This window comes from Brevundimonas sp. AVps31, assembly GCF_058681355.1.
Genome location: NZ_CM178736.1, coordinates 2787066 through 2806173, shown reverse-complemented (window position 1 = coordinate 2806173; position 19108 = coordinate 2787066). Strand labels below are relative to the sequence as shown.

24 protein-coding genes and 1 tRNA gene are annotated in these 19108 nt (G+C 62.9%); 12 read left to right on the top strand and 13 right to left on the bottom strand.

Translation table 11 applies throughout. The features are described from left to right. Window positions 1-47 precede the first annotated feature (47 nt). The gene (hemB, locus tag ACW174_RS13640; RefSeq protein WP_492014986.1) at window positions 48-1049 is read left to right on the top strand and encodes a porphobilinogen synthase; all 1002 of its coding nucleotides are present in this window, start codon (window positions 48-50) and stop codon (window positions 1047-1049) included. Between the two features lie 12 nt (window positions 1050-1061). Here the strand turns inward: hemB and ACW174_RS13635 are convergent, their stop codons facing one another. From ACW174_RS13635 to ACW174_RS13615, 5 genes are read right to left on the bottom strand one after another with little or no spacing between them, the layout of a single operon-like run. Continuing rightward, window positions 1062-1862: an MBL fold metallo-hydrolase gene (locus tag ACW174_RS13635; RefSeq protein ID WP_492014985.1), complete on the bottom strand. Its 801-nt coding sequence runs from the start codon at window positions 1860-1862 to the stop codon at window positions 1062-1064. Between the two features lie 11 nt (window positions 1863-1873). Further along, window positions 1874-2662 (bottom strand): TatD family hydrolase, encoded by a 789-nt coding sequence (locus ACW174_RS13630; protein WP_492014984.1) that lies wholly within the window; start codon window positions 2660-2662, stop codon window positions 1874-1876. Beyond that, a complete protein-coding gene (locus tag ACW174_RS13625; RefSeq protein ID WP_492014983.1) occupies window positions 2659-3639 on the bottom strand; it encodes a DNA polymerase III subunit delta' in 981 nt (326 codons plus the stop codon). Before ACW174_RS13625 ends, ACW174_RS13630 begins: the two co-directional genes overlap by 4 nt. After that, complete coding sequence (gene tmk, locus ACW174_RS13620) at window positions 3636-4262, bottom strand: dTMP kinase (RefSeq protein ID WP_492014982.1); 627 nt, start codon at window positions 4260-4262, stop codon at window positions 3636-3638. The genes ACW174_RS13625 and tmk overlap by 4 nt, the downstream gene beginning before the upstream one ends. Window positions 4263-4299: 37 nt before the next feature. Continuing rightward, complete coding sequence (locus ACW174_RS13615) at window positions 4300-5100, bottom strand: septal ring lytic transglycosylase RlpA family protein (protein ID WP_492014981.1); 801 nt, start codon at window positions 5098-5100, stop codon at window positions 4300-4302. Window positions 5101-5197: 97 nt separating this feature from the next. On the opposite strand from ACW174_RS13615, the gene ACW174_RS13610 reads away from it, so the two are divergent. Further along, a tRNA-Ser gene (locus tag ACW174_RS13610) sits at window positions 5198-5287 on the top strand. Window positions 5288-5378: 91 nt separating this feature from the next. Here the strand turns inward: ACW174_RS13610 and ACW174_RS13605 are convergent. The 3 genes from ACW174_RS13605 to ACW174_RS13595 are packed head-to-tail and all read right to left on the bottom strand — an operon-like array spanning window position 5379 to window position 7212. Then, a complete protein-coding gene (locus tag ACW174_RS13605; protein WP_492014980.1) occupies window positions 5379-6422 on the bottom strand; it encodes a tyrosine-type recombinase/integrase in 1044 nt (347 codons plus the stop codon). Next, window positions 6419-6685: an XRE family transcriptional regulator gene (locus tag ACW174_RS13600; protein WP_492014979.1), complete on the bottom strand. Its 267-nt coding sequence runs from the start codon at window positions 6683-6685 to the stop codon at window positions 6419-6421. The genes ACW174_RS13605 and ACW174_RS13600 overlap by 4 nt, the downstream gene beginning before the upstream one ends. Next, window positions 6682-7212 (bottom strand): hypothetical protein, encoded by a 531-nt coding sequence (locus ACW174_RS13595; protein WP_492014978.1) that lies wholly within the window; start codon window positions 7210-7212, stop codon window positions 6682-6684. Before ACW174_RS13595 ends, ACW174_RS13600 begins: the two co-directional genes overlap by 4 nt. A 355-nt stretch (window positions 7213-7567) precedes the next feature. Here ACW174_RS13595 and ACW174_RS13590 point away from each other — a divergent pair, with 355 nt between their 5' ends. From ACW174_RS13590 to ACW174_RS13580, 3 genes are read left to right on the top strand one after another with little or no spacing between them, the layout of a single operon-like run. Beyond that, a complete protein-coding gene (locus ACW174_RS13590; RefSeq protein ID WP_492014977.1) occupies window positions 7568-8065 on the top strand; it encodes a tyrosine-type recombinase/integrase in 498 nt (165 codons plus the stop codon). Further along, window positions 8062-8289 carry a hypothetical protein gene (locus tag ACW174_RS13585; RefSeq protein WP_492014976.1) on the top strand — a complete coding sequence of 76 codons (228 nt, stop codon included), beginning with the start codon at window positions 8062-8064 and terminating at the stop codon, window positions 8287-8289. Before ACW174_RS13590 ends, ACW174_RS13585 begins: the two co-directional genes overlap by 4 nt. Window positions 8290-8334: 45 nt before the next feature. Then, a complete protein-coding gene (locus tag ACW174_RS13580; protein ID WP_492014975.1) occupies window positions 8335-8667 on the top strand; it encodes a DUF3768 domain-containing protein in 333 nt (110 codons plus the stop codon). Between the two features lie 164 nt (window positions 8668-8831). Here ACW174_RS13580 and ACW174_RS13575 read toward each other — a convergent pair whose 3' ends face one another. Continuing rightward, window positions 8832-9188 carry a hypothetical protein gene (locus tag ACW174_RS13575; RefSeq protein WP_492014974.1) on the bottom strand — a complete coding sequence of 119 codons (357 nt, stop codon included), beginning with the start codon at window positions 9186-9188 and terminating at the stop codon, window positions 8832-8834. A gap of 18 nt (window positions 9189-9206) precedes the next feature. Next, entirely contained in the window at window positions 9207-9404 is a 198-nt protein-coding gene (locus tag ACW174_RS13570) for a helix-turn-helix domain-containing protein (RefSeq protein ID WP_492017284.1), read from the bottom strand. A 1764-nt stretch (window positions 9405-11168) separates the two neighbouring features. Between ACW174_RS13570 and ACW174_RS13565 the strand changes: the two genes are divergently transcribed. The 5 genes from ACW174_RS13565 (at window position 11169) to ACW174_RS13545 (ending at window position 16218) form a co-directional block, all read left to right on the top strand. After that, the gene (locus ACW174_RS13565) at window positions 11169-11555 is read left to right on the top strand and encodes a hypothetical protein (RefSeq protein WP_492014973.1); all 387 of its coding nucleotides are present in this window, start codon (window positions 11169-11171) and stop codon (window positions 11553-11555) included. A gap of 148 nt (window positions 11556-11703) precedes the next feature. Then, a complete protein-coding gene (locus ACW174_RS13560) occupies window positions 11704-12684 on the top strand; it encodes a phospholipase D-like domain-containing protein (protein ID WP_492014972.1) in 981 nt (326 codons plus the stop codon). Window positions 12685-13202: 518 nt separating this feature from the next. Beyond that, window positions 13203-14807 carry an ATP-binding protein gene (locus tag ACW174_RS13555; RefSeq protein WP_492014971.1) on the top strand — a complete coding sequence of 535 codons (1605 nt, stop codon included), beginning with the start codon at window positions 13203-13205 and terminating at the stop codon, window positions 14805-14807. 297 nt (window positions 14808-15104) lie between these two features. After that, window positions 15105-15665, top strand: coding sequence for a hypothetical protein (locus tag ACW174_RS13550; protein WP_492014970.1), 561 nt, complete (start codon window positions 15105-15107; stop codon window positions 15663-15665). A gap of 208 nt (window positions 15666-15873) precedes the next feature. Beyond that, the gene (locus ACW174_RS13545; protein WP_492014969.1) at window positions 15874-16218 is read left to right on the top strand and encodes a hypothetical protein; all 345 of its coding nucleotides are present in this window, start codon (window positions 15874-15876) and stop codon (window positions 16216-16218) included. A 131-nt stretch (window positions 16219-16349) separates the two neighbouring features. On the opposite strand, the gene ACW174_RS13540 is transcribed toward ACW174_RS13545, so the two are convergent. Beyond that, window positions 16350-16694 (bottom strand): hypothetical protein, encoded by a 345-nt coding sequence (locus ACW174_RS13540; protein WP_492014968.1) that lies wholly within the window; start codon window positions 16692-16694, stop codon window positions 16350-16352. Between the two features lie 155 nt (window positions 16695-16849). Between ACW174_RS13540 and ACW174_RS13535 the strand changes: the two genes are divergently transcribed. After that, window positions 16850-17389, top strand: a complete 540-nt coding sequence (locus ACW174_RS13535; RefSeq protein WP_492014967.1) for a hypothetical protein — start codon at window positions 16850-16852, stop codon at window positions 17387-17389. A 40-nt stretch (window positions 17390-17429) separates the two neighbouring features. Here the strand turns inward: ACW174_RS13535 and ACW174_RS13530 are convergent, their stop codons facing one another. Continuing rightward, complete coding sequence (locus tag ACW174_RS13530) at window positions 17430-18056, bottom strand: tyrosine-type recombinase/integrase (RefSeq protein ID WP_492014966.1); 627 nt, start codon at window positions 18054-18056, stop codon at window positions 17430-17432. Window positions 18057-18212: 156 nt separating this feature from the next. Here ACW174_RS13530 and ACW174_RS13525 point away from each other — a divergent pair, with 156 nt between their 5' ends. Continuing rightward, a complete protein-coding gene (locus tag ACW174_RS13525) occupies window positions 18213-18428 on the top strand; it encodes a DUF4287 domain-containing protein (protein WP_492014965.1) in 216 nt (71 codons plus the stop codon). 151 nt (window positions 18429-18579) lie between these two features. On the opposite strand, the gene ACW174_RS13520 is transcribed toward ACW174_RS13525, so the two are convergent. Further along, window positions 18580-19026 (bottom strand): hypothetical protein, encoded by a 447-nt coding sequence (locus ACW174_RS13520; RefSeq protein WP_492014964.1) that lies wholly within the window; start codon window positions 19024-19026, stop codon window positions 18580-18582. Between the last annotated feature and the right edge of the window lie 82 nt (window positions 19027-19108).

Sequence of the window (19108 nt, the reverse complement as noted above, 5' to 3'; positions counted from 1 at the left end):
CTTCTAGCCACCTTCTCCCATCGGAAGAAGGGGTCTATGGAGCCGCCATGACCCAGCCCTTCCCGCCTGCCGCCTACCCCTACGCCCGTCCGCGTCGTCTGCGCGCCAGTCCCTGGGTGCGCCGTCTGGTGGCCGAGACCACACTGACGCCGGCCGATCTGGTCTGGCCGCTGATCGTGCATGACGGCAAGGAGGACCGGGTCCCGGTGGCCTCGATGCCGGGCGTGTCGCGCCTTTCGCCCAAGGCGGCGGCGGAGGCGGCGAAGGAGGCCCATGCCCTGGGCATCCCGCTGGTGGCGCTGTTCGCCAATGTCGACGGGTCCATCAAGGACGCCGTCGGCACGGGCGCGACCGATCCGGACGGCCTGATCCCCGACTGCATCAAGGCCATCAAGGACGCCGTGCCGGAGATCGGCGTCATGACGGACGTGGCGCTGGACTGCTACACCGACCACGGCCATGACGGCATCGTCGAGGGCGACCGCATCCTCAACGACGCGACGCTGGAGCGGCTGGCCGAACAGGCCTTCATCCACGCCCACGCCGGGGCCGACATCGTGGCGCCGTCCGACATGATGGACGGCCGGGTGCAGGCGATCCGCGAGGCGCTGGAGGCCAATGGCTACGCCGACACCTTGATCATGTCCTACGCGGCCAAATACGCCTCGGCCTTCTACGGCCCCTACCGCGACGCGGTCGGATCGGCGAAGGCCCTGACCGGCGACAAGAAGACCTATCAGATGGACTATGCCAACTCGGACGAGGCCCTGCGCGAGGTGGCGATGGACATCTCCGAGGGCGCCGACGCCGTGATGGTCAAGCCGGGCATGCTGTACCTCGACATCGTTCGGCGCGTGTCCGAGACCTTCCAACTGCCGACCTTCGCCTATCAGGTGTCCGGCGAGTATTCGATGATGCGCGCCTCGATGGCCAACGGCTGGCTGGACGAGGATCGCGCTATTCTGGAAAGCCTGCACGCGTTCAAGCGGGCGGGCGCGGCCGGGGTGCTGAGCTATTTCGCACCCCAGGCGGCGCGGTTGCTGGGCTAGGCGGGGGTCCGCTCAGAGCGACAGACGCGCGCTCCAGCCGTCGTAGGCGACTTCGACGTTGTCCGGAACAACCGCCGACAAGGCGTTGTAATCCAGATCGATATGCAGGTTCGTCAGCACCGCTCGCCTCACCCCGGACCGGGCGATCCAGTCCAGCGCCTTGTCGACGTGGGCGTGGGTCGGATGGGCCGTCCAGCGCAGGGCGTCGACGACCCACAGGTCGCAACCGGCCACGGCTTCCAGCGCGGCGTCGTCCAGATCGGACACATCGCTGGAATAGGCGACCGGTCCCAGACGATAGCCGACCGAGTGGATCGGCCCGTGGGCCTGGTCGAAGGTGACCACCGGCACCTCGCCGCCGGGGCCGGAGACGGACCAGTTCACACCGTGGGCGGGGATGTCATGCGGCTCGAGGATCGCCGGATAACCCTCGACACTGTCGAAGATATAATGAAACCGCCCCTCGAGCGCGGCGCGGGTCGCGAGGTCCAGATAGGCGGGGATACGGCGGTGGGCGCGCATGGCGAAGACCCGCAGGTCATCAATGCCGTGGGTCTGGTCGGCGTGGTCGTGGGTGTAGAGGACGGCGTCCACGTGCCGGACCCCGGCCATCAGCATCTGGGCCCTCAGGTCGGGCGAGGTGTCGATCAGGACGCTGGTGACGCCGTCCGCGCCCCGGCGGCGGATCAGGGCCGAGCAGCGGGTGCGCCGGTTCTTCGGCTCGGCCGGGTCGCAGGCGCCCCAGTCGCCGTCACCGCGCGGCACGCCCCCGGAGGAGCCGCTGCCCAGGATGACGACGTCCAGCTCGCTCATCCTCTCATCCATTATTGGCCCTCGGGTCTCGGGATACGGTCGAACAGGGCGAAGAAGGCGTCGGTGGTGCGCGCCTCGGCCTCGTCCCGCGACCAGCCGCGGATCTCCGCCAGCTTGTCCAGCACATGGCCGACATAGGCCGGCTCGTTGCGGCGGCCGCGATGCGGGATGGGCGCCAGATAGGGGCAGTCGGTTTCGACGATGATCCGGTCGGCGGGCATGACGGCGACAATGTCGCGCACATCCTGCGCCGCCTTGAAGGTCGCGATGCCCGAAACCGAGAACCACGCGCCCAGTTTCGCAGCCCGTTCAGCCAGTTCCGGTCCACTGGTGTAGCAGTGCATGAGGAATTTGAACGGCGCCCTCGCCTGCTCTTCCTCCAGGATCGCGGCCATGACCGCGTCGGCCTCGCGGGTGTGAACCACCAGCGGCAGGCCGGTCAGGCGCGAGGCCTCGATATGCTGACGGAACACCGCAGCCTGAACGTCGCGCGGGCTGAGGTCGTAGTGGAAGTCGAGCCCGCACTCGCCGATGCCGACCACCCGGGGCCGCCCGGCCAGCTCCGCCAGATGCGCGGCGGTCAGGTCGGCGTAATCCTTCGCCTCGTGCGGATGGACGCCCGCCGTGCACCAGATATCGTCATGGGCCATCGCAAGGCCGTGGGTGGCCTCGAAGGTCGACAGCTTGTCGGAAATCTCGACCATGAGGCGCACCCCGGCCGCGCGGGCGCGGGCGATCACGTCATCCCGGTCCTCGTCGAACTGGGGCGCATGCAGATTGACGTGGCTGTCGATGATCATGCGCGGGCGGCCTTGGTGCGTTGCAGATCGGCGAGCGCCCCGGCGAGCACGTCGCCGCGATCCAGATTGACGGCGGCGGTGCGGTCCGGCAGGTCCGAAAGCCGCGTCCACAGGTCCGCCCATTTGGCGCCGGACGCCCCCTCCTCCAGCGCCCGAACCTTCACGGCGGCGATCAGCCGCTCCATCAGGGTCTCGAACCGGTCCTGCCCCTCGGCGCCGCGGAATTTGTCGGCGATGGCCAGGGCCTCGGCGCGATCCACCTGTTCGGCATTGACCCAGTCCTGGGCGATCCGGTCGGCCTCGAGCGTGGTGCCCGACGCCAGGGCCAGGGCCTGACCGGGCGAGCCGCCGGCCATGTTGGCGATGCGCGCGGCCTCGGCGGACGAGACGCCGGTGCGATTGCGCACCATCTCCTCCAGCGCGTGCTGTGGCCAGACCGGGAAGGCCAGACGACGGCAGCGCGACCGGATGGTGGCCAGCAGCCGTCCCGGCGCATGGGTGACCAGCAGCAGCACGCCACGCTCGGGCGGCTCCTCAAGAACCTTCAGCAAGGCGTTGGCGGCATTCAGGTTCAGGTCATCGGCGGCATCGATGATGGCGACGCGATAGTGGGCCTGCGACGGGCTCTTGGAGAAGAACTCGGGCAGGTCGCGGGCCTGATCGACGGAGATGGACTTCTTGGTCTTGCCGCCCTCGACCAGTCGCTCCAGCACCAGCAGGTCCGGATGGGACTGGGCCGCGATCTGGCGCGAGACGGGGTCGTAGGGATCAGCGCCCAGCGGGCCGCGCGAGGGATCCGGCGCGGCCCCCAGCAGCCGCCGGGCGGCGCGATAGGCGAAGGTCGCCTTGCCCGAGCCCTCGACCCCGCACAGCAGCCAGGCGTGGTGCAGCCGCCCGCGCGACTGGGCGTCGACGAAGGCGGCCTCGGCGGCGGCGTCCGGGATCAGGTCGAAACGGTCCCGAGGATGTTCGCTCACAGCAGGCGATCCTCGAGGGCGGTCCAGACGCGGGCGGCGACCGTGTCCTCGTCGCCGGTGGCGTCGATGACGACACAGCGATCCGCCTTCTCCTGCGCGATCTCGAGGAAGCGGCGGCGCAGGCGCGCGTGGAACTCCAGCCCCTTGGATTCGAACCGGGTCTCGAACAGGCCGCGGCCGAAGGCGCGTTCCAGTCCGACCTCGACCGGCAGGTCGAAAATCAGCGTCAGGTCCGGCTGGGTGTCGCCGACGACGGCGGCGTCCAGGGTCTCGATGAAGGCGGCGGGCGTGCCGCCGCCGGCGCCCTGATAGGCGCGGCTGGAATCCGCGAAACGGTCACAGACCACCCAGCGGCCCGCGTCCAGCGCCGGGCGAATGGTCTTTTCGAGATGGTCGCTGCGGGCGGCGAACATCAACAGGGTCTCGGTCAGCGGCGACCAGCGGCCCGCGTCGCCGTTCAGGGCGATGTTGCGGATCTCCTCGGCGCCGGTGGAGCCGCCGGGCTCGCGCGTGCGCACCACGTCGATCTCCAGCGCGCGCAGCCGATCAACCAGCCGCGCGACCTGCGTGGATTTGCCGGCGCCTTCGCCGCCTTCGAACGTAATGAATCTGCCGTGGGTCACCGGCGCACAATGGCGGCGCCGCCGACGGTGGCAAGCCTTAGCGGGCCGATATCAACAGGGCGTCGGCATAGCCCCGCGCCAGAACGGCCTGACGGGCGTGTTCGGCGGCGTTCGGATCGGGCCAGGGACCGACCAGAACGCGATACAGGGGCGAATCGCCCTGCCCCGCCACATCGACGGTGGCGCGATCGCCCAGCCGGTCGGCGACCCGACGCGCGGCGCGACGGTCGGCGAACGATCCCGCCTGAATCCAGAAGGTCCCGGCCTCGGCGGCGGGCTGCGGGCGCGGCGCCGCCGGAGCGGGCGGGGCGGCGGCGGCGTACTGCAGCGGCTGGGCCGACCCGAGACGCGGCGCGGGGCCCAGGTAGCGCACCCGCACCTGCGCCACCCCCTGCTGCAACATGCCCAGCGCATCCGCGGAGCCGCGCGACAGATCGATGATGCGGCCGTCCACGAACGGCCCGCGGTCATTGATGCGCACCACGATGGTGCGCCCGTTCGACAGGTTGGTGACCTCCACCAGCCCCGGGAGCGGCAGGGTCTTGTGGGCGGCGGTCATGGCGTACATGTCGAACCGCTCGCCGGTCGCGGTCGGACGACCGTTGAACTGGTCGCCGTACCAGGAGGCCGCGCCGGTCTGGTCATAGTCGGGCTGTTCGGACGGCCGGTACCACTGACCGCGGATCTGGTAGGGCCGCATGGTGCCCGACACGATCGGCGCGGGGTCGGTGACGACCGGGATCCGCGCGCCGCTTCCGGGCCGCGCGCCGGTGGCGCAAGCCGCCATCAGCGGCAACAGCGCCACAATGCATGCGCCCTTGAAAAGTCTTGTCGCCATCGTCCCGATCCTTGAGACGATCCTGATGCCACGCCGACATTTCCGCTTTGGTTAACGCCACATTTGGGGGTATGCGGCGTGTCCGCTCACAGGACACGGACAGGTGGCCGAGTGGTTTAAGGCAGCGGTCTTGAAAACCGCCGTAGGTGAGAGCCTACCGTGGGTTCGAATCCCACCCTGTCCGCCACCCAAGCTGGATTCGACTTATAATTCAGCATATTGGAAGGTTCGCGTTGGCTAACTTTGCGTCGCACAGGTTCAGTTAGACAGTTTTTGTTCTAGCTCTGTTCAGCGATGCGCGACATCGCCTGGACCGCCAGGGCCTTCTGGCCGGCCGCCCGACAATAGCGCTCGACCTCTTTCAGACTGCGGTGACCGGTCACCGACATGATCATGTGAGCCGAACAGCCGGCCTCGGCCAATCGCCTCGCCGCCGCCTTTCGCAGACCATGCGCCGACCGGTCTTTGGCTAAACCTGCCCTGTCGGCGCACTCGCTGATCCATTGGCTGAAACCCTTGGCGGTGTACGGCGCGCCAAGCTTGGTCGTAACAAAGGTCAGATCTCCCGCCGCGCCGCTCTCAAGTGAGCGCATCAGGTTGGGGTGAATCGGCAACTCAAGCGCTTCGCCTGTCTTCTCTTGCACGACGGCGATGCCGCCGCCGCGCAAATGCTGCCTGCCCATCCGCCGCACGTCGCCCGAGCGCTGCGCGGTGTAGAGTAACAGGTCGAAGGCGAGCCGTTCCTTCGATCCCAGCGGCCACCGCGCTTCGAAGCTTTGGATGTCGTCTTCAGACCAGGTCGAAAAGCCATCGCTCTTTCGTTTGATCGGCTTGACGAACTGGGTCGGGTTGTCGTCGCGCCAAGCCCGATCGACAGCGAAGGTGAAGACCGCGCGCAGAACCTTGAGCAGGTTGTTGGCGGCCGCTGAGCGCGCGCCCTTGGCGTCCATCGCCTTGCGGATAAATTTGGCGTCGATGTCTCGAGCCGGCAGGCTGCCCCATCGCTTGGCCTTCGGCTGAGAGTCTCGAAACCGATCGATGATGTCTTTGTAGGTCCGGCGGGTCGTCGGCTTCAGAGCCGCCCACTCAGCTGACGCGTAATAGGCCACCGCGAGCGCGTCGATCGAACCGGGCAGCGTTCGAGACGACCCAACCGGCGGCAGCTTCGCGGCGACCGCGGCGTCGTACCAAGCCCACCACTCGGCCGAGCCGAAGAGGTGTCTTGTTTGGCTTTCGGGTTGGTTCTTCTTGCGATAGCGCCAACGCAGCGTCCCTTGCCGGTCTCGGTAATAGCTGACGTTCGCGGGGCGCTTGCTGGTCATATCGCGTCGTCCCATGGATTGACCGGCTCTTCTGCCGGCAGGGCTGAGAACGCTTCGTCCAACTCTAGGCGGTCCCAAACCTTGCGGCGGTCGATCTCCTTGGCGCTTGGCATGCGGCCATCAGCCACCATCTGATCGAACTTGCTGACGCTGACGCCAATGTATTCAGCCGCCGCCGGGCGGGCGAGGCCGCGTGGCGGACAACTGATCGGAAGCACCGACCGCTTGACCCGCTCACCGAGCATGGTGGCCGCTTCGGTCACAGCGACACGCCGAAGATGGCGGCCAGCTCAACGAAACGCTCGTCCAGGTCGTCGTTGACTTTGGCGCGCTCGAGCAGGCTCGCCAGCGTCCGCGTCGCGTTGATCGTGACAACAGACTGCACCGCGTCGACCCCCTGCCCTGTCAACGTCAGTGTCGCAGCTACTGCGGCATCCACGCCCCCGAGCGGTGCGGTCAGAACGAAGCGAGCTGTGGCCCTCGCTTCATCGCTGGCCCCCATGACGGTCCAGACTGCGCCGAACATCACCGGTGTCGGGGACGCCGCGCCTTCAGCGTGGTGCATGAGGTCTTCAAAACCTTCTCGCACCAAACTGGCGGCATCCAGTTGCGGTCGTCCAGCTGCCGTAAGGTCACGGAATAGCGCAAGGCGAAAAGCTTGATCCGCCGTGTAGGCCCCCCACCCCGCCCGTCGACTCTCGGCCGAAAATGGCAAGAGGTCACGGGCGCCAAGCGCGTTGAACACGCCAGCATCGATACCGACCAACCGGGTGATTTGTGTACGTCGCATATTTCAAACGCCAAAATGATGTTGTCATTTAGCATCGGACAGAAACGCAAACAACGTGTTTTCATTGAGGGTTGCGAACAGCCCTCCAATCCAAACTGCGATTGAAATCGTTTGACTTTCTTCTATAAACCCGCTATGGTTGTTTCGCGCAGTAGACCGATCAGGTCGCTGAGCATTTCTCAAAAACGTAGCGCACGTCTCCATCACGCCGGCCTTGCCTGCGCGACGATGGCGTTCGCCTGCCTGAAAGGTGCCTGCAATGCCTGGCCGCCAAGCCAAAATCATATCTCCTACCGTCGAGGCGAAAGCTCTTAGAGCCATCGGTCGACGCGCGACCTCCGCACGAGATCGCGTCATGCTGCTGCTGTCTCTGCGGTGCGGCCTGCGGGCCTGCGAAATCGCGGGGCTCGACTGGCCGATGGTCATCGACGCCAACGGCCGCGTCGGACGGTCCCTGACCATTCTCGACCGGATCGCCAAGAAGGAAGGCGGCCGACGCATTCCGATCGAGGCTGAGCTTGCTCGGGCCCTGAGGGGCCTCCGCCGGAACTGCAACTCAGACGGCCCGGTGATCCGCTCAGGTCGCGGCGGGCGGATGCGCGCCAACAGCATCGTCAACTGGTTCGTCGCTCTCTACCGCGAGATCGGCGCGGCTGGTTGCTCGTCGCACTCGGGCCGCCGCACCTTCATCACACGGGCTGCTCGCTCGGCGCATCGCGCCGGCGCCAGCCTACGCGATGTTCAGCTGCTCGCTGGCCATCGGTCGATCGAGGTTACGCAAGGGTATATTGACGGCGACAGCGACGCGCAGCGCCGTCTGGTTCTGTCGCTCTACCAGGGAGCAGCACGATGAACCGCGAACGCTTGAGCGCGCTGGTCCCGGTGGCCATTGCCGTTGACCAGCTGAAGATCGGCAGACACGCCAAGAGCCTGAAGGCGCGCGGCATCGACCTCGAGAGCGGCATGAGGATGTCGCTGGAACTGAGCATCGACGGTCAGGCTGAGGCCTATGCCGCTGCCGAAACAAAGGGGCCGTTTGTCCTGGTGATCTCGATCGAGCGCCTCTCGCTCGCGTGACGTTGCGGCCCTCGGGCCGCCCTTCCCTTAAAATTGGAGACTGAGATGACCGTCGAAAGACGAGAGCGAGTTCGTGCGCTCAATGATCAACTACGCAAGCACCGCAGGGGCGGACGAGTGATGGCGACGCGAGGCGTTATGGCGAGAGGCCTCGCGTTTCTGGTCGCAGTCGCGGGTGCTCTCGCCAGATACGACGACTTCAACGAAGCCAACGACCCTTACGGCGAACACGACTTCGGCGTGCTGTCCATCGATGGCGAGCAGGTGTTCTGGAAGATCGACTACTACGACCAGTCACTTACCCAAGCCGCCGTAGACCCTGGCTGCGAGACCGGCTGCATGCGCGTCCTCGTCGTCATGCTGGCAGAGGAGTACTGACGATGCGCACCGAATTTCAGGGCTCCCTAGATGGCCTGTGCGGCCTTTACGCGATCGCCAACGCCCTGCGCGAGCTTAACGTCAGAGATCGCTCTCGCCGGCTCTACGCCGACCTGTTTCGTGGCGCGGCTCGGGCGCTGCCGCCACAACGATGGGCCGATGCTTTAAGCGATGGTCTCACCGCAGACGAGCTCGAAGCGTGTGCAAAGGCCGCATTTCGCGGACTTCGGCGTCAGCATGCGGTGTCGCTTGTTATCAGGCGACCATTCGTCGCCCAGGATTTTTCCGGCCCGCGAGACTTTGCCGAGCGCCTCTCTCGAGAGCTTGGCAAACCCCGGCGCGTGGCCATCGTTTGCTTTCAGCTCCCAAACGACTGCCATTGGAGCGTCGTCCGCAAGGTGACGGGCCGCTCGCTGACACTGCGAGATTCCGGTGACCTTGACCGCGCCGCCTTCGTCGAGTTTGGGGTCAACGAGGGCCGGCAACACTTTAGGACCGCCGACACCTTCGTCGTTGAGCATCGATCGTGGGTCGACAGTTCAGCGGCTCGCGGCCTCGTCGAGAATCCGGTGGAGATCGCTGCGACCGAGCTTGAGTGCAGCGACGATGCGCAAGAACTCGATCACATCGAGCCGTCGACGACCGCTCTCGTACTTCGAGACGTAAGACTGATCGACCCCGAGTCGATCGGCTAGCGCATACTGCGAGACACCGGCGGCGAGACGCGCGTCAGCCAACGCCCGAACGAGCCGCCGGTGCTCTTCGGTATGCAACCCCGTTAGCCCGCCATTCGCAACACGTCGGAAGCAGCATACGCTGCTTGCTTGCCGACCGTGTCGCTACGGCCCCACGAGCGCACCAGCATCTCAGACCCAAGCAAACGGCAAACCTGTCGCTCGCACCGGTCAGCAGCCCGCGCTGGACGTCCATGCTCTGGTTGGCCCGCCGGCAAGGCTGCGGATCGGTCGACAAGGGCAAGGCGCAGCGGACCAAGCTGATTTGACGACTGAGCCAAGCCGTTCTTCAACCTGGTAGGCCCGCAGCCCAACGTCAGAGTTCCCCGAGGCGGCTCGAGAGGTTGGCATTACCTCAGCTGAAGTCCAGCTGGCCTGCCGCGCAACGGCCGAGGGCCGCCTCGGCGATTGTGCGGCTCATCGTGAGAGCCAGCTATGTCACGGCTTCGGCGAGGCGGCTCTAACGGCTGCGGCGAGCAGCCGCCTCGTAGCCCGCTCCCCCAAACCGAAGCGGCGGATCACGTTCGATCTGAGCTTCCGATCCGCGTGATCCTAGCTTTTGCTCGAGGGTCCTTGGTAAGCGCCCACTTCGTCCGTCATGCTTGACCACCTTGCCATGCTTCCTTCTCAAACCTGAGAGAACCCAGAGGGGCTTTGGACCGAGCTGATTGATGACGCGCGCAAGCTCATCCATTCGATCACCGATGAGATGGAGCTTTCGGATCAACGGGCGTTGGCGGCTATCCAAAAGGTATCTTCGACATTGGTTCTTCTGAAGCAGCAGGGCCCGAGAGCAATATTCATGCACGCGCGAGAGGTCGTCGCTGCTCGGCGGCGTCTTGACGAGGACTGGCTTCTTCACGCGGTCGCCATCGGTAAGGCATCCGAACGCCAATCGATAGACCGACACCGGCAAAGTCTTTTTGCCCCGTACGTAAGCTAGGAAGTGAACGTGGACATTCCAATGGTCGTCACCGCCAACCGCGCTCCGTTCCACCCAAGCGACATCGACGAAACCAAGCACCCTTTGCTGCCCAAACTTAGAGAGATTGCGAGCCCTCCGGCTGGTCCAGTTCCTGGCTTCGATTAGCATCTGGGGTGTGAGCGCGCCGGCAGCGCATGTCCACTTGGGATGACATACGGTGATGTAGCGAACTCGAGTACCTCTCGCTCGCGCTCTTTCAAATCGCCGTACCGCAAGCTGGGATAGCTCTCGTTCTCGCGCGACATGGGATTGGCACAGGTTGGTTGGTATCTCAGTTCCTTTTCGTTGCGTTTTCTGCTGAACGGAGATCGACGCTCTCTTGACGATTTTCTGCACTTCACGATTTCGACGGTCGATTTCTTCGCGCCGGTAGTCTCGCAGCTCCCGCATTTTGCACCTCGTGTTTCATTAGGTGCAGACTTTACAGTTCTGAGGAATCACAGGGTGAAAGGGCTGCGGAAGAGCTTCCGCAGGAAAACATGCTGACGCCGCGGCTTGGTCCGGAAGATCTTCCGGACCACCTCAATCTTGGTTCTCGATCGTCGAATCTCGCGACTCGTAGACCGCGACTATCCTGGGAGCGTGTGCTGCGTTGGAGAAAAATCACCTTGTAGAAGCAGAAAATGACAACTTGCAGAGGACTGACGCAGGCTCTCTTATAAAAGTGCTGTGTATCTATATGACTATGCAGACATAGCCCCCCCTCATTCCTTCATGCTTGATAGATCATAGCCTTACCCACCCTTGAGATAGATAGCTTAACCATCATAGAGGTCACGCGCTTGCAGGCTACAGATCCGTACCTTTTCGCAGTCGGTCCCGTTTTGGCGATGAAAAACACATCAGCGCGCACCAGCGTCGAAAAAGCCGCACATTTGGTTGATCGGCTTGAGAGATGGGACGCTCAAAACTTGGGCGATTGGCGAGACGCCGTTGCTGTTCAAGCCCGCCGGGACAATATCACTTCGGCAAACTCACACACCCTATTGGCGCGCATCGTGTTCGGCGTCGACGCCAAGCGAGGTGATGAGATCGGCAAGATTGTGATGAAGTTTGCGACGCGGCCCGCCTTCAAGGTCTCTTCGGCGGTTGCTGAGGCGGGGGGGCTGAAGACGGCCACGTCATTGGCCTATTCAGCGCCGAAGCGTCCGCGTGTGAGGCGCCGATAGGCATCTAAAACCACGGTTTTAGCCTCCTAAGTCGCCAGAACTAACTCCTAAAACGCGGTTCAAAACTGCAGCGTCCTAAACCTGCGCAGAACCGACACAATCAGCTGCGTGCCTTCTCCGCCCTCACCGCCCGTCTGCAGGACACAAAATGACCGATTTCCTCTTTGGCGATGCTCTGAGCCAACGTATTCGAGACGTATGTTCCGGTCGACAGCTTCGTTGCGCCGTCGCCTACTGGGGGGCGGATTGCGAAGAGCTATTGGGCCAGGGCGTCGAAGACGCTTTGGTCGTCTGCGATGCGCGCTCCGGCGGCACCTCACCCAAGGCTCTGGTCGCGCTTGGGGCTCCTGACAATGATCGATTGCGCCATGCCGACGGGCTCCACGCCAAAGTCTATCTGTCTGACAATGGTGGCGTCGTCTGCTCTGCCAATGCGAGCGATAACGGCATCGGCTTCGGCACGGCCGTTTCGGGCAGCCTGATAGAAGCAGGTGTCGCGGTTGAAGCCTGCTCCGCCGCTTGGCAATCCGCAGCGGCCTGGTTTGATAAGCTATACGGTTCAGCCCATCAGGTTGACAGGCAAATCCTCGCCGAAGCGAAGAGAGCTTGGATTAGTCAGCGACATCCACAGCCGGCCAAAGTCGGCTCTTTGATCGAGTTGGCCGCGCGTCGACCAGACGTCTTCGACGGTATCGGTTTCGTTGTATCGGGGTCGTCCCATTCAGAAAGGGCGGTCGAAGAAGCCCGGGAGAGCGCCTCTAAAGGTGCTCCAACCCGTGAAGATGAATTTCGGCGCTGGTCCAAAGCTCAGATGTTCACCGACTGGGACGATGATCATCTTGATCGCTGGCCTTCAGTCTTCTTCACATTCTACATGCCAAGGTCGAAGCTGAGCATTTCAGCAAAGCGCCTCGACCACCGAGAATACGGCGTCGGCGCGGTTTTCGCGTCCCCAATTCGTCTCACCGCTCGCTCCGAAGGTAAGTTTCCTTCCCTATCAGCCGCAGCTGAGACGGACGCCCTTCTGGTACAGGGTATTCTTGACGCTGTGGGCGGCAGCGCCGTTTTCTCGACGGCGACCGAGTTGGCCGCATTCCTGGAACAACACGATCTATTGGCGTTCCATTGATAACCCTGAGCAGTCATCAGTCGCGAGGGTGATTTCGTCAATTTTTCAATGACAACGGCAGCGTTGTTGAGTCACGTCATCGACGCTCGCACATCAGCTCGGTGCGTTTTTCTGGATCTACACTGAGCCGGAGCCAAGGCGGCTATGCGCCAGGAGCGGACGTTGGCATCAGTCCTGAAAGCAGACGTTCATCGAGTCGATCGTCACAAGTCCGCTACCGACCCAAAGCGGACGTGGCCTCCAAGCAACCGATGGCCACGGCCAGGTCGGCAAATATCAGTTCGACATTTTTCGGACACGTTCACGGCCACTCAACCAACTGCTGTCATCTTGCCTGAATGCGAGATCAAGACTGGACCGATATTGCGCGCCGCCGCGTCCGAGAGTTTCCCATCCGGCTATTCTTTAGCGTGGGAATCGCGGCAGCCGTCTTCCTACATGATGCGGCAGCGTGGCCGGTAATTTGGTTGTTTGCGACAGTCGCTGCGCAACTCGCCACGTCTTGGATAAGTGCGCCGATGCGTAGGGAGGGATTTGTCGCACCCCACTGGCGTAAACAGCTTTTTGTCGCGTCTGTCGTTGTCAGCACCACCGTGTTTGCGGGCGTCGCGCCGTTGGCATGGTTCATGGAAGGTTGGCAGGGGCGAGTGCTTGCCGTCACTGTGCTTGCGGGTGGGGTGATGAATGTGCGGTTACACGCCAGTTCCTCCGCCGCAATGGTTTGGGCTGCTACGGCGCCGTTTGGCCTGCTGCTTCTGGCGTTGCCTCTGATTTCGCTGGTGACCGAACCGGGCAAGCAGACCGCTGCCTTCGTCTGTCTCGCGAATTTTATGTACGTGGCTCATCTCGCCGCGGCGACGCGACGGGGCTTGGCGGACAGCAGGGCCGTATCGGCATCGCTGGATCTGGCGGAAAAGACGTCTGAAGAGCTGAAGGCCGCAGCTGAAAAAGCGGGGGCTGCCAACCAGGCCAAGTCGGAATTCTTGGCGAACATGAGCCATGAGATACGCACGCCCCTTAACGGGGTCATGGGGGTGGCCGGCGCACTGGCGCGTACGAATCTTGATTCAAATCAGCGTGAAATGGTCCACTTGATCGAGGGGTCCGCGAAAACTCTAGAGACGCTTCTGACGGATATTCTCGATCTTGCGAGAGTCGAAGCGGGAAAGCTCACCGTCCTGGCCGAGCCCTTCAACGTGGCTGACGCCGTCAATGCCTGTGCGGCGTTGTTCGACCCCCAGGCCCAGGCAAAGGGTCTGGACCTTCAAGTCGTCGTCCATCCCGACGCTGCTGGCGCTTACATAGGAGATGCCGTGAGGGTCAGGCAGATCATTGCCAATCTGCTGAGCAACGCCGTCAAGTTCACACACAGCGGGAGCATCCACCTAACAGTGGCCGCGAAACCTGATGCCTCTCACACCCGCTTCACCATTAAGGTCCGAGACAGCGGCATCGGGTTCGATGCAACCGCCCAAGCAAAGCTGTTTTCCAGGTTCGAGCAGATTGATGGGTCAATCACTCGGAGTTTTGGCGGTTCAGGCCTGGGCCTGTCGATTTCCCATGCACTGGCGGGTGCTATGGGAGGGACGCTGACCGCAGATGGCGCTCCGGGACAGGGGGCGATTTTCACGTTGACCCTGGATTTAGCCAAGGCTCCTTCAAATACTCAGGCCGTTCGGGCCGACGAGGAAGATCAAATCGAAGCTGCGCCTTTACAAGGCATCCGCATACTTTTGGCCGAAGATCATCCCGTCAATCGCCGTGTCGTTGAGCTAATCCTGGGCGCGGCCGGGGCCAGTCTGACGTCCGTCGAGAATGGGGCCGACGCCGTCAACACAGCAAAATGCGAGACCTTCGACCTGATCCTTATGGATATGCAGATGCCGGTCATGGACGGCCTCACTGCCATCACCAAAATCAGGGCGTTAGAGGCAACGGGCGAGGTTCTCACCACACCGATCTACGTGCTTTCGGCGAACGCCATGCCAGAAGATATCGCGAAGTCTATGGCAGCTGGAGCCGACGGGCATATCTCCAAGCCGATAGAGGCGACACGTCTATTGGACCAAGTGTGTCAGGCGATCACGGCAGTTCGGTCAACTGAGCTCGCCAACGTCGCCTGACCACCCTTAGCTGACTCTGACGGCGCCCGCGCCCAGGCTTCAGGCCGAAGGTCCGCTTCCCAGCGAACTGCGACTGTCTGCTCCCGACCCGTTGCAGACGCTGGCTTCGCCGCGCACGATCATGGCAGGGCGCTGGAGGTGCAAGCCGTGCGAAACATGATTGTCGTTGCGCTCCTGCTTGTCGGATGCGGGCCGGAGCCACTGGAGAATGCACCGGCCGTTCGGTCAGAGCAGTCGAAGCCCGTAGACGAGCCCCTCCGACCATCGACGGATGACAGGCTTTCCGCTGCGATCACAATGCCCCGGGTCGATGGCTATTCGGCTGCGGCGTCAGAGGCGATCCGTCGCGAACTTCTAGCGATCGAGCGGCAAGCGATCCTGGGCGCCAACCGCTGTCTTCTCATCACCGATGAGGGGCAGGCGAATTTCGCGTTCAAGGCGCAGAGCGTCGCCACCCGAAAGCATTTTGCCAGCGTTCGGTTTGTTGCTGAGGGGCGGTGCAACCAGCGCGAAGAGCGCTGGACCATGGTAAGAACCTTCAACCTCGCTTCGGGCGAGCAGGTCGAACCCCTAGCCTTGATCAACATGACCATGGAGCACTGGCAGGCGCTTGTCGCCAGCCAAGCCACACCCGCGTTTCGGGCGTGTACGGACCGCGGCCATAGCGATGTGATCCACTTACCCATCCCCTACATCGCGGAGGGAGGAATAGGGGTTCAGCTGAGCTTGTCCCCCGACGCCCCACAATCTTGTCTGAGCGAATTGGTCGTCCCGATTGAGGTCGTTCGGAGGGCAAGCGAGGACCGCCTTGCTAAGGCTGGGCGGGGACCGCCCCATCAGGATTACCTGTTCGAATGACCCGGAGGTCCTGCCGTTGAACACCGTGACGCCGTCCGGTCTGGCTGGATTAGCGAAGTCCGCTTTCCACCCTTCTCGGACCTCCAGCGGGTCGGCTCCTAGGCCAACGTCCCAATGTCTGCTTCCAAGCCTTGGGGCGATAGCTGCTTCCGACCCATTGCGGACCTTTGCGTAGTCGATAGGTTCAGGCCAAGAGGAGACGGCCATCGTGCTCAAACCGATCATCGCTCTGGCCGTTCTCTCGCTGCCGATGTCCGGCTGCACGACCGCCGTCCCGGTTCGAAGTGATGAATCAGCATGCTTCACCGCAACCGACCGGGTGGCCGCTGTGAGGCAGTTGCCCGCTACGCACGTCGCTGTCTGCGAGGCGTCTTCGAACAGCGTTCCCGGTTACTACGTCGTCGGCCTTTGGGGGCATTGCCGGGAGGACTTATGCGGGAGCACTCTGATTGGTTGGTTCGCTGTCAGAAAAACAGATGGCGACGTGTTCGAACTGGACGTCGGAGACTGGAAGGTTGGGCGGCCATTGAGCGAACAGACTTTTCGCGGATGACCCATCTCTCAAGGTCCGCTAACCACCCTTTTCGGAGCTCCAGCGGGTCGGCTCCTGGGCCAACGTCGCATGTCTGCTTCCAGGCCTTGAGGTGATAGCCGCACCCGACCCGTTGCGGACATTGCGCCGGCTCAGCGTGACCCGGAAATTTTCCGGGCAGCAGCAACCAGTGTCGCTTTGTTGAACTGAAAAATCAGCCAGGAAACAAACCCCGAGAACGGAACGACGATCAAATCACTGATCTGCCGAGGCGGCGTCACCGTGAGAGCGAGAACGAGCCAGAGTCCCCAGAATAGCCTGAAGCCCCAAGCCATTATCTGAACAGCCAACGTCGTTTTTGGGCCGAGTTCGGTCTTTGGCAGTCGCTCTGCTTTGACAGGAGGCGCGGGTGGCGCGATTTTCAGCTCCAGCCCCTCTATTGCCGTCGCCAGATCGCGGAGTTTCTCTTCGCTGGACTGTGGCAAGTTGCTCATCACCCGTGATTATCTCCCGTAACGTCCGCTTTCCACCCGCAGCTGACTCTGACGATGCCCGCTCCCAGGCATCAGGCCGAGGGTCCGCTTCCAAGCGAACTGCGAATGTCTGCTCCCGACCCGTTGCGGACATTCGGATCACCGTGCAGATTGTGCCAATGATCAACGCCAAGTTGCTCCTCGTCGGAATGATACTTGCCTGTCCTGCTCGCGTCTGCGCGCAGCAGATGGAGGAACCAACGGTGACGACGACGATAGAGATCGAACGAGAAGCCGGGGGAAGCTGTTCGACTCTTCGTGCCAACACATCTTCGCACAGCAATGATGCCCTGGTTATGAGTAACGTCTGTCACGGCTGGGAAACGGTGTCGTGCGGCGAGGCGATTTTCGTGAAAGGCGACGGTATTGTCGAAGATCAGGCACAAGTCCTCTTTACTGAACCGCGAGATGTTAGCTTGGACTTGGTGCTCTTGGTCGATCAGGCAGTTGGAAGTCGCTGGCCCGCCGAAAGCCACGTCCATCTGAGTTTCGGCCCCGTCACCTGCGAAGAGTCATCCATAATGGTCCAATTTTCGGGCTCTCACTTCAAGATCGGGGCTTCAGGTTCGACAGAGGGAATGACTGGCCAAGTCCGTCTGGTTTCCGCGACCAACTTTACCGTTCGGGTCGAACCTGAAATGGCCGCTTCCCACCCATAGCGGACGATGGCCGGGTCCGCTCAGCGGACCCGGCGCGAGGTCAGAGATCGATCTGTTCAGAGATCTCCAAGGCGTCGTCCACTTCGATCCCAAGGTATCGGACCGTGCTTTCCAGCTTCCGATGACCGAGGAGTAGCTGGCAGGCACGGAGGTTGCCGGTCTTCTTGTAGACAAGTGAGACCTTTGTCCGCCTGAGGCTGTGCGTGCCGTAGGCCGCCGGCTCGAGATCGATTAGCCGGATCCATTGCTCGACGAGCCGCGCGTACTGCCGCGTGCCGATGTGGCGCCCGTCATGACTTCGGCTCGGAAAGAGCCAATCATCGTCACGCTGCCCGCGGACCTCCAGCCATGCAGCTATCGCATCCCTGGACGGCTCAGTGATCTCGAATGGAACCGGCCTACCGGTCTTCTGCTGGATGACGGTGGACCGAAGTCTCAATGATCCGCCGGGTGCAACGTCGCTCACCCGCAACTTCACGAGGTCACACGCTCTGAGTTTGGCATCGAGCGCGCAGTTGAACATCGCAAGATCGCGGACGCGTTTGGCGACCTTGAGCTGCTGTCGGATCGCCCAAATGTGCTTAGGCTTCAGCGGCGCTTTGGGTCCAATGAGGCGACCCGCGTTCCAAGGTCGCCGCGGGATGATAAACAGGTCAGACTGGCGCATGGCGAACCTCCCGAGAGATGGCCTCCCTGCCCTTCTCTTTTACTCCCTTTTGAGCTGCTCCGCGCCAGTCCCGGACACGAGCGCAGGCTCGTAGATCGGACGTTCATGCTAGCCTTGCCGCAGCACCAAACCAACGAGTCATCTCGGAGACTTCAGATGAGCGACGCCGCCGTGAAAGGGCCAGCTTCCTACTTCCCCTCAATCGAGAAGAAGTACGGCGAGCCCATCTCCCACTGGCAGCAGATTATCCGCGCCGGTTACCCCGCCAAGCATATGGAGCTCATCACGCTTCTCAAGAACGAGCATGGCCTCGGTCACGGCCACGCCAACGCGTTGGTGGCGCACACTTTAGGGAGCGACGGCCTGAAGTAGCGGCGATCAAGTGTGATGGCAGCGCTGGCGACGGCCTGTACGTCGAAGAAGCGCCAGCAGCGGACGGTGAGTTGCCGGCCGGAAGCAGACATCCGGATGGTTTGGAATGGAAGGCTCTGAACTCGGCTTACCAGATTTAATTTGAGGCTCGCTACGCAGGCTGGATCGTCATCCGCCGAGACAGCAGGTGCCGGCCGGACCTCGCACCGATCACCCGGAAAGTCACTTCGCCAAACGGGACCCGGTACCGGTACCCTTCGCCAAAATCGGCCAAATAGGCCGTGGTCGTCGCCTGCGCCGAAGCCTCGTTCAGCAACATCGGAGTTCTGGCCTGCCGGGCCCGATCCATATCCGCCTTCGCGACAGCCCGCCAACCACGGGCCCCGTCAGTCGTCCAGCATTTTAGCGACTCGCAGACGACGAATATCCGCTTCGGCTTCCGGACGACGATCTCCAGCACGACCGGTTCATCCAAGTCGCCGCAGGCGTATGCGATCTCCATCCTCAGGCAGCCATGAAACGTCGCCAGCGTGGCGACTGACAAAGCCCCGCGCGGCGCGCGCCCGATGCCGAAGCGGGCCAGAAAACCGGAGATCATCGACGTTGCCCCCTCCCACGCAGGCTCAAGAAGATGGAGGGTGAGCCGACGAAACGCCAGCAGCGCAAACGGGGGTGTCCGT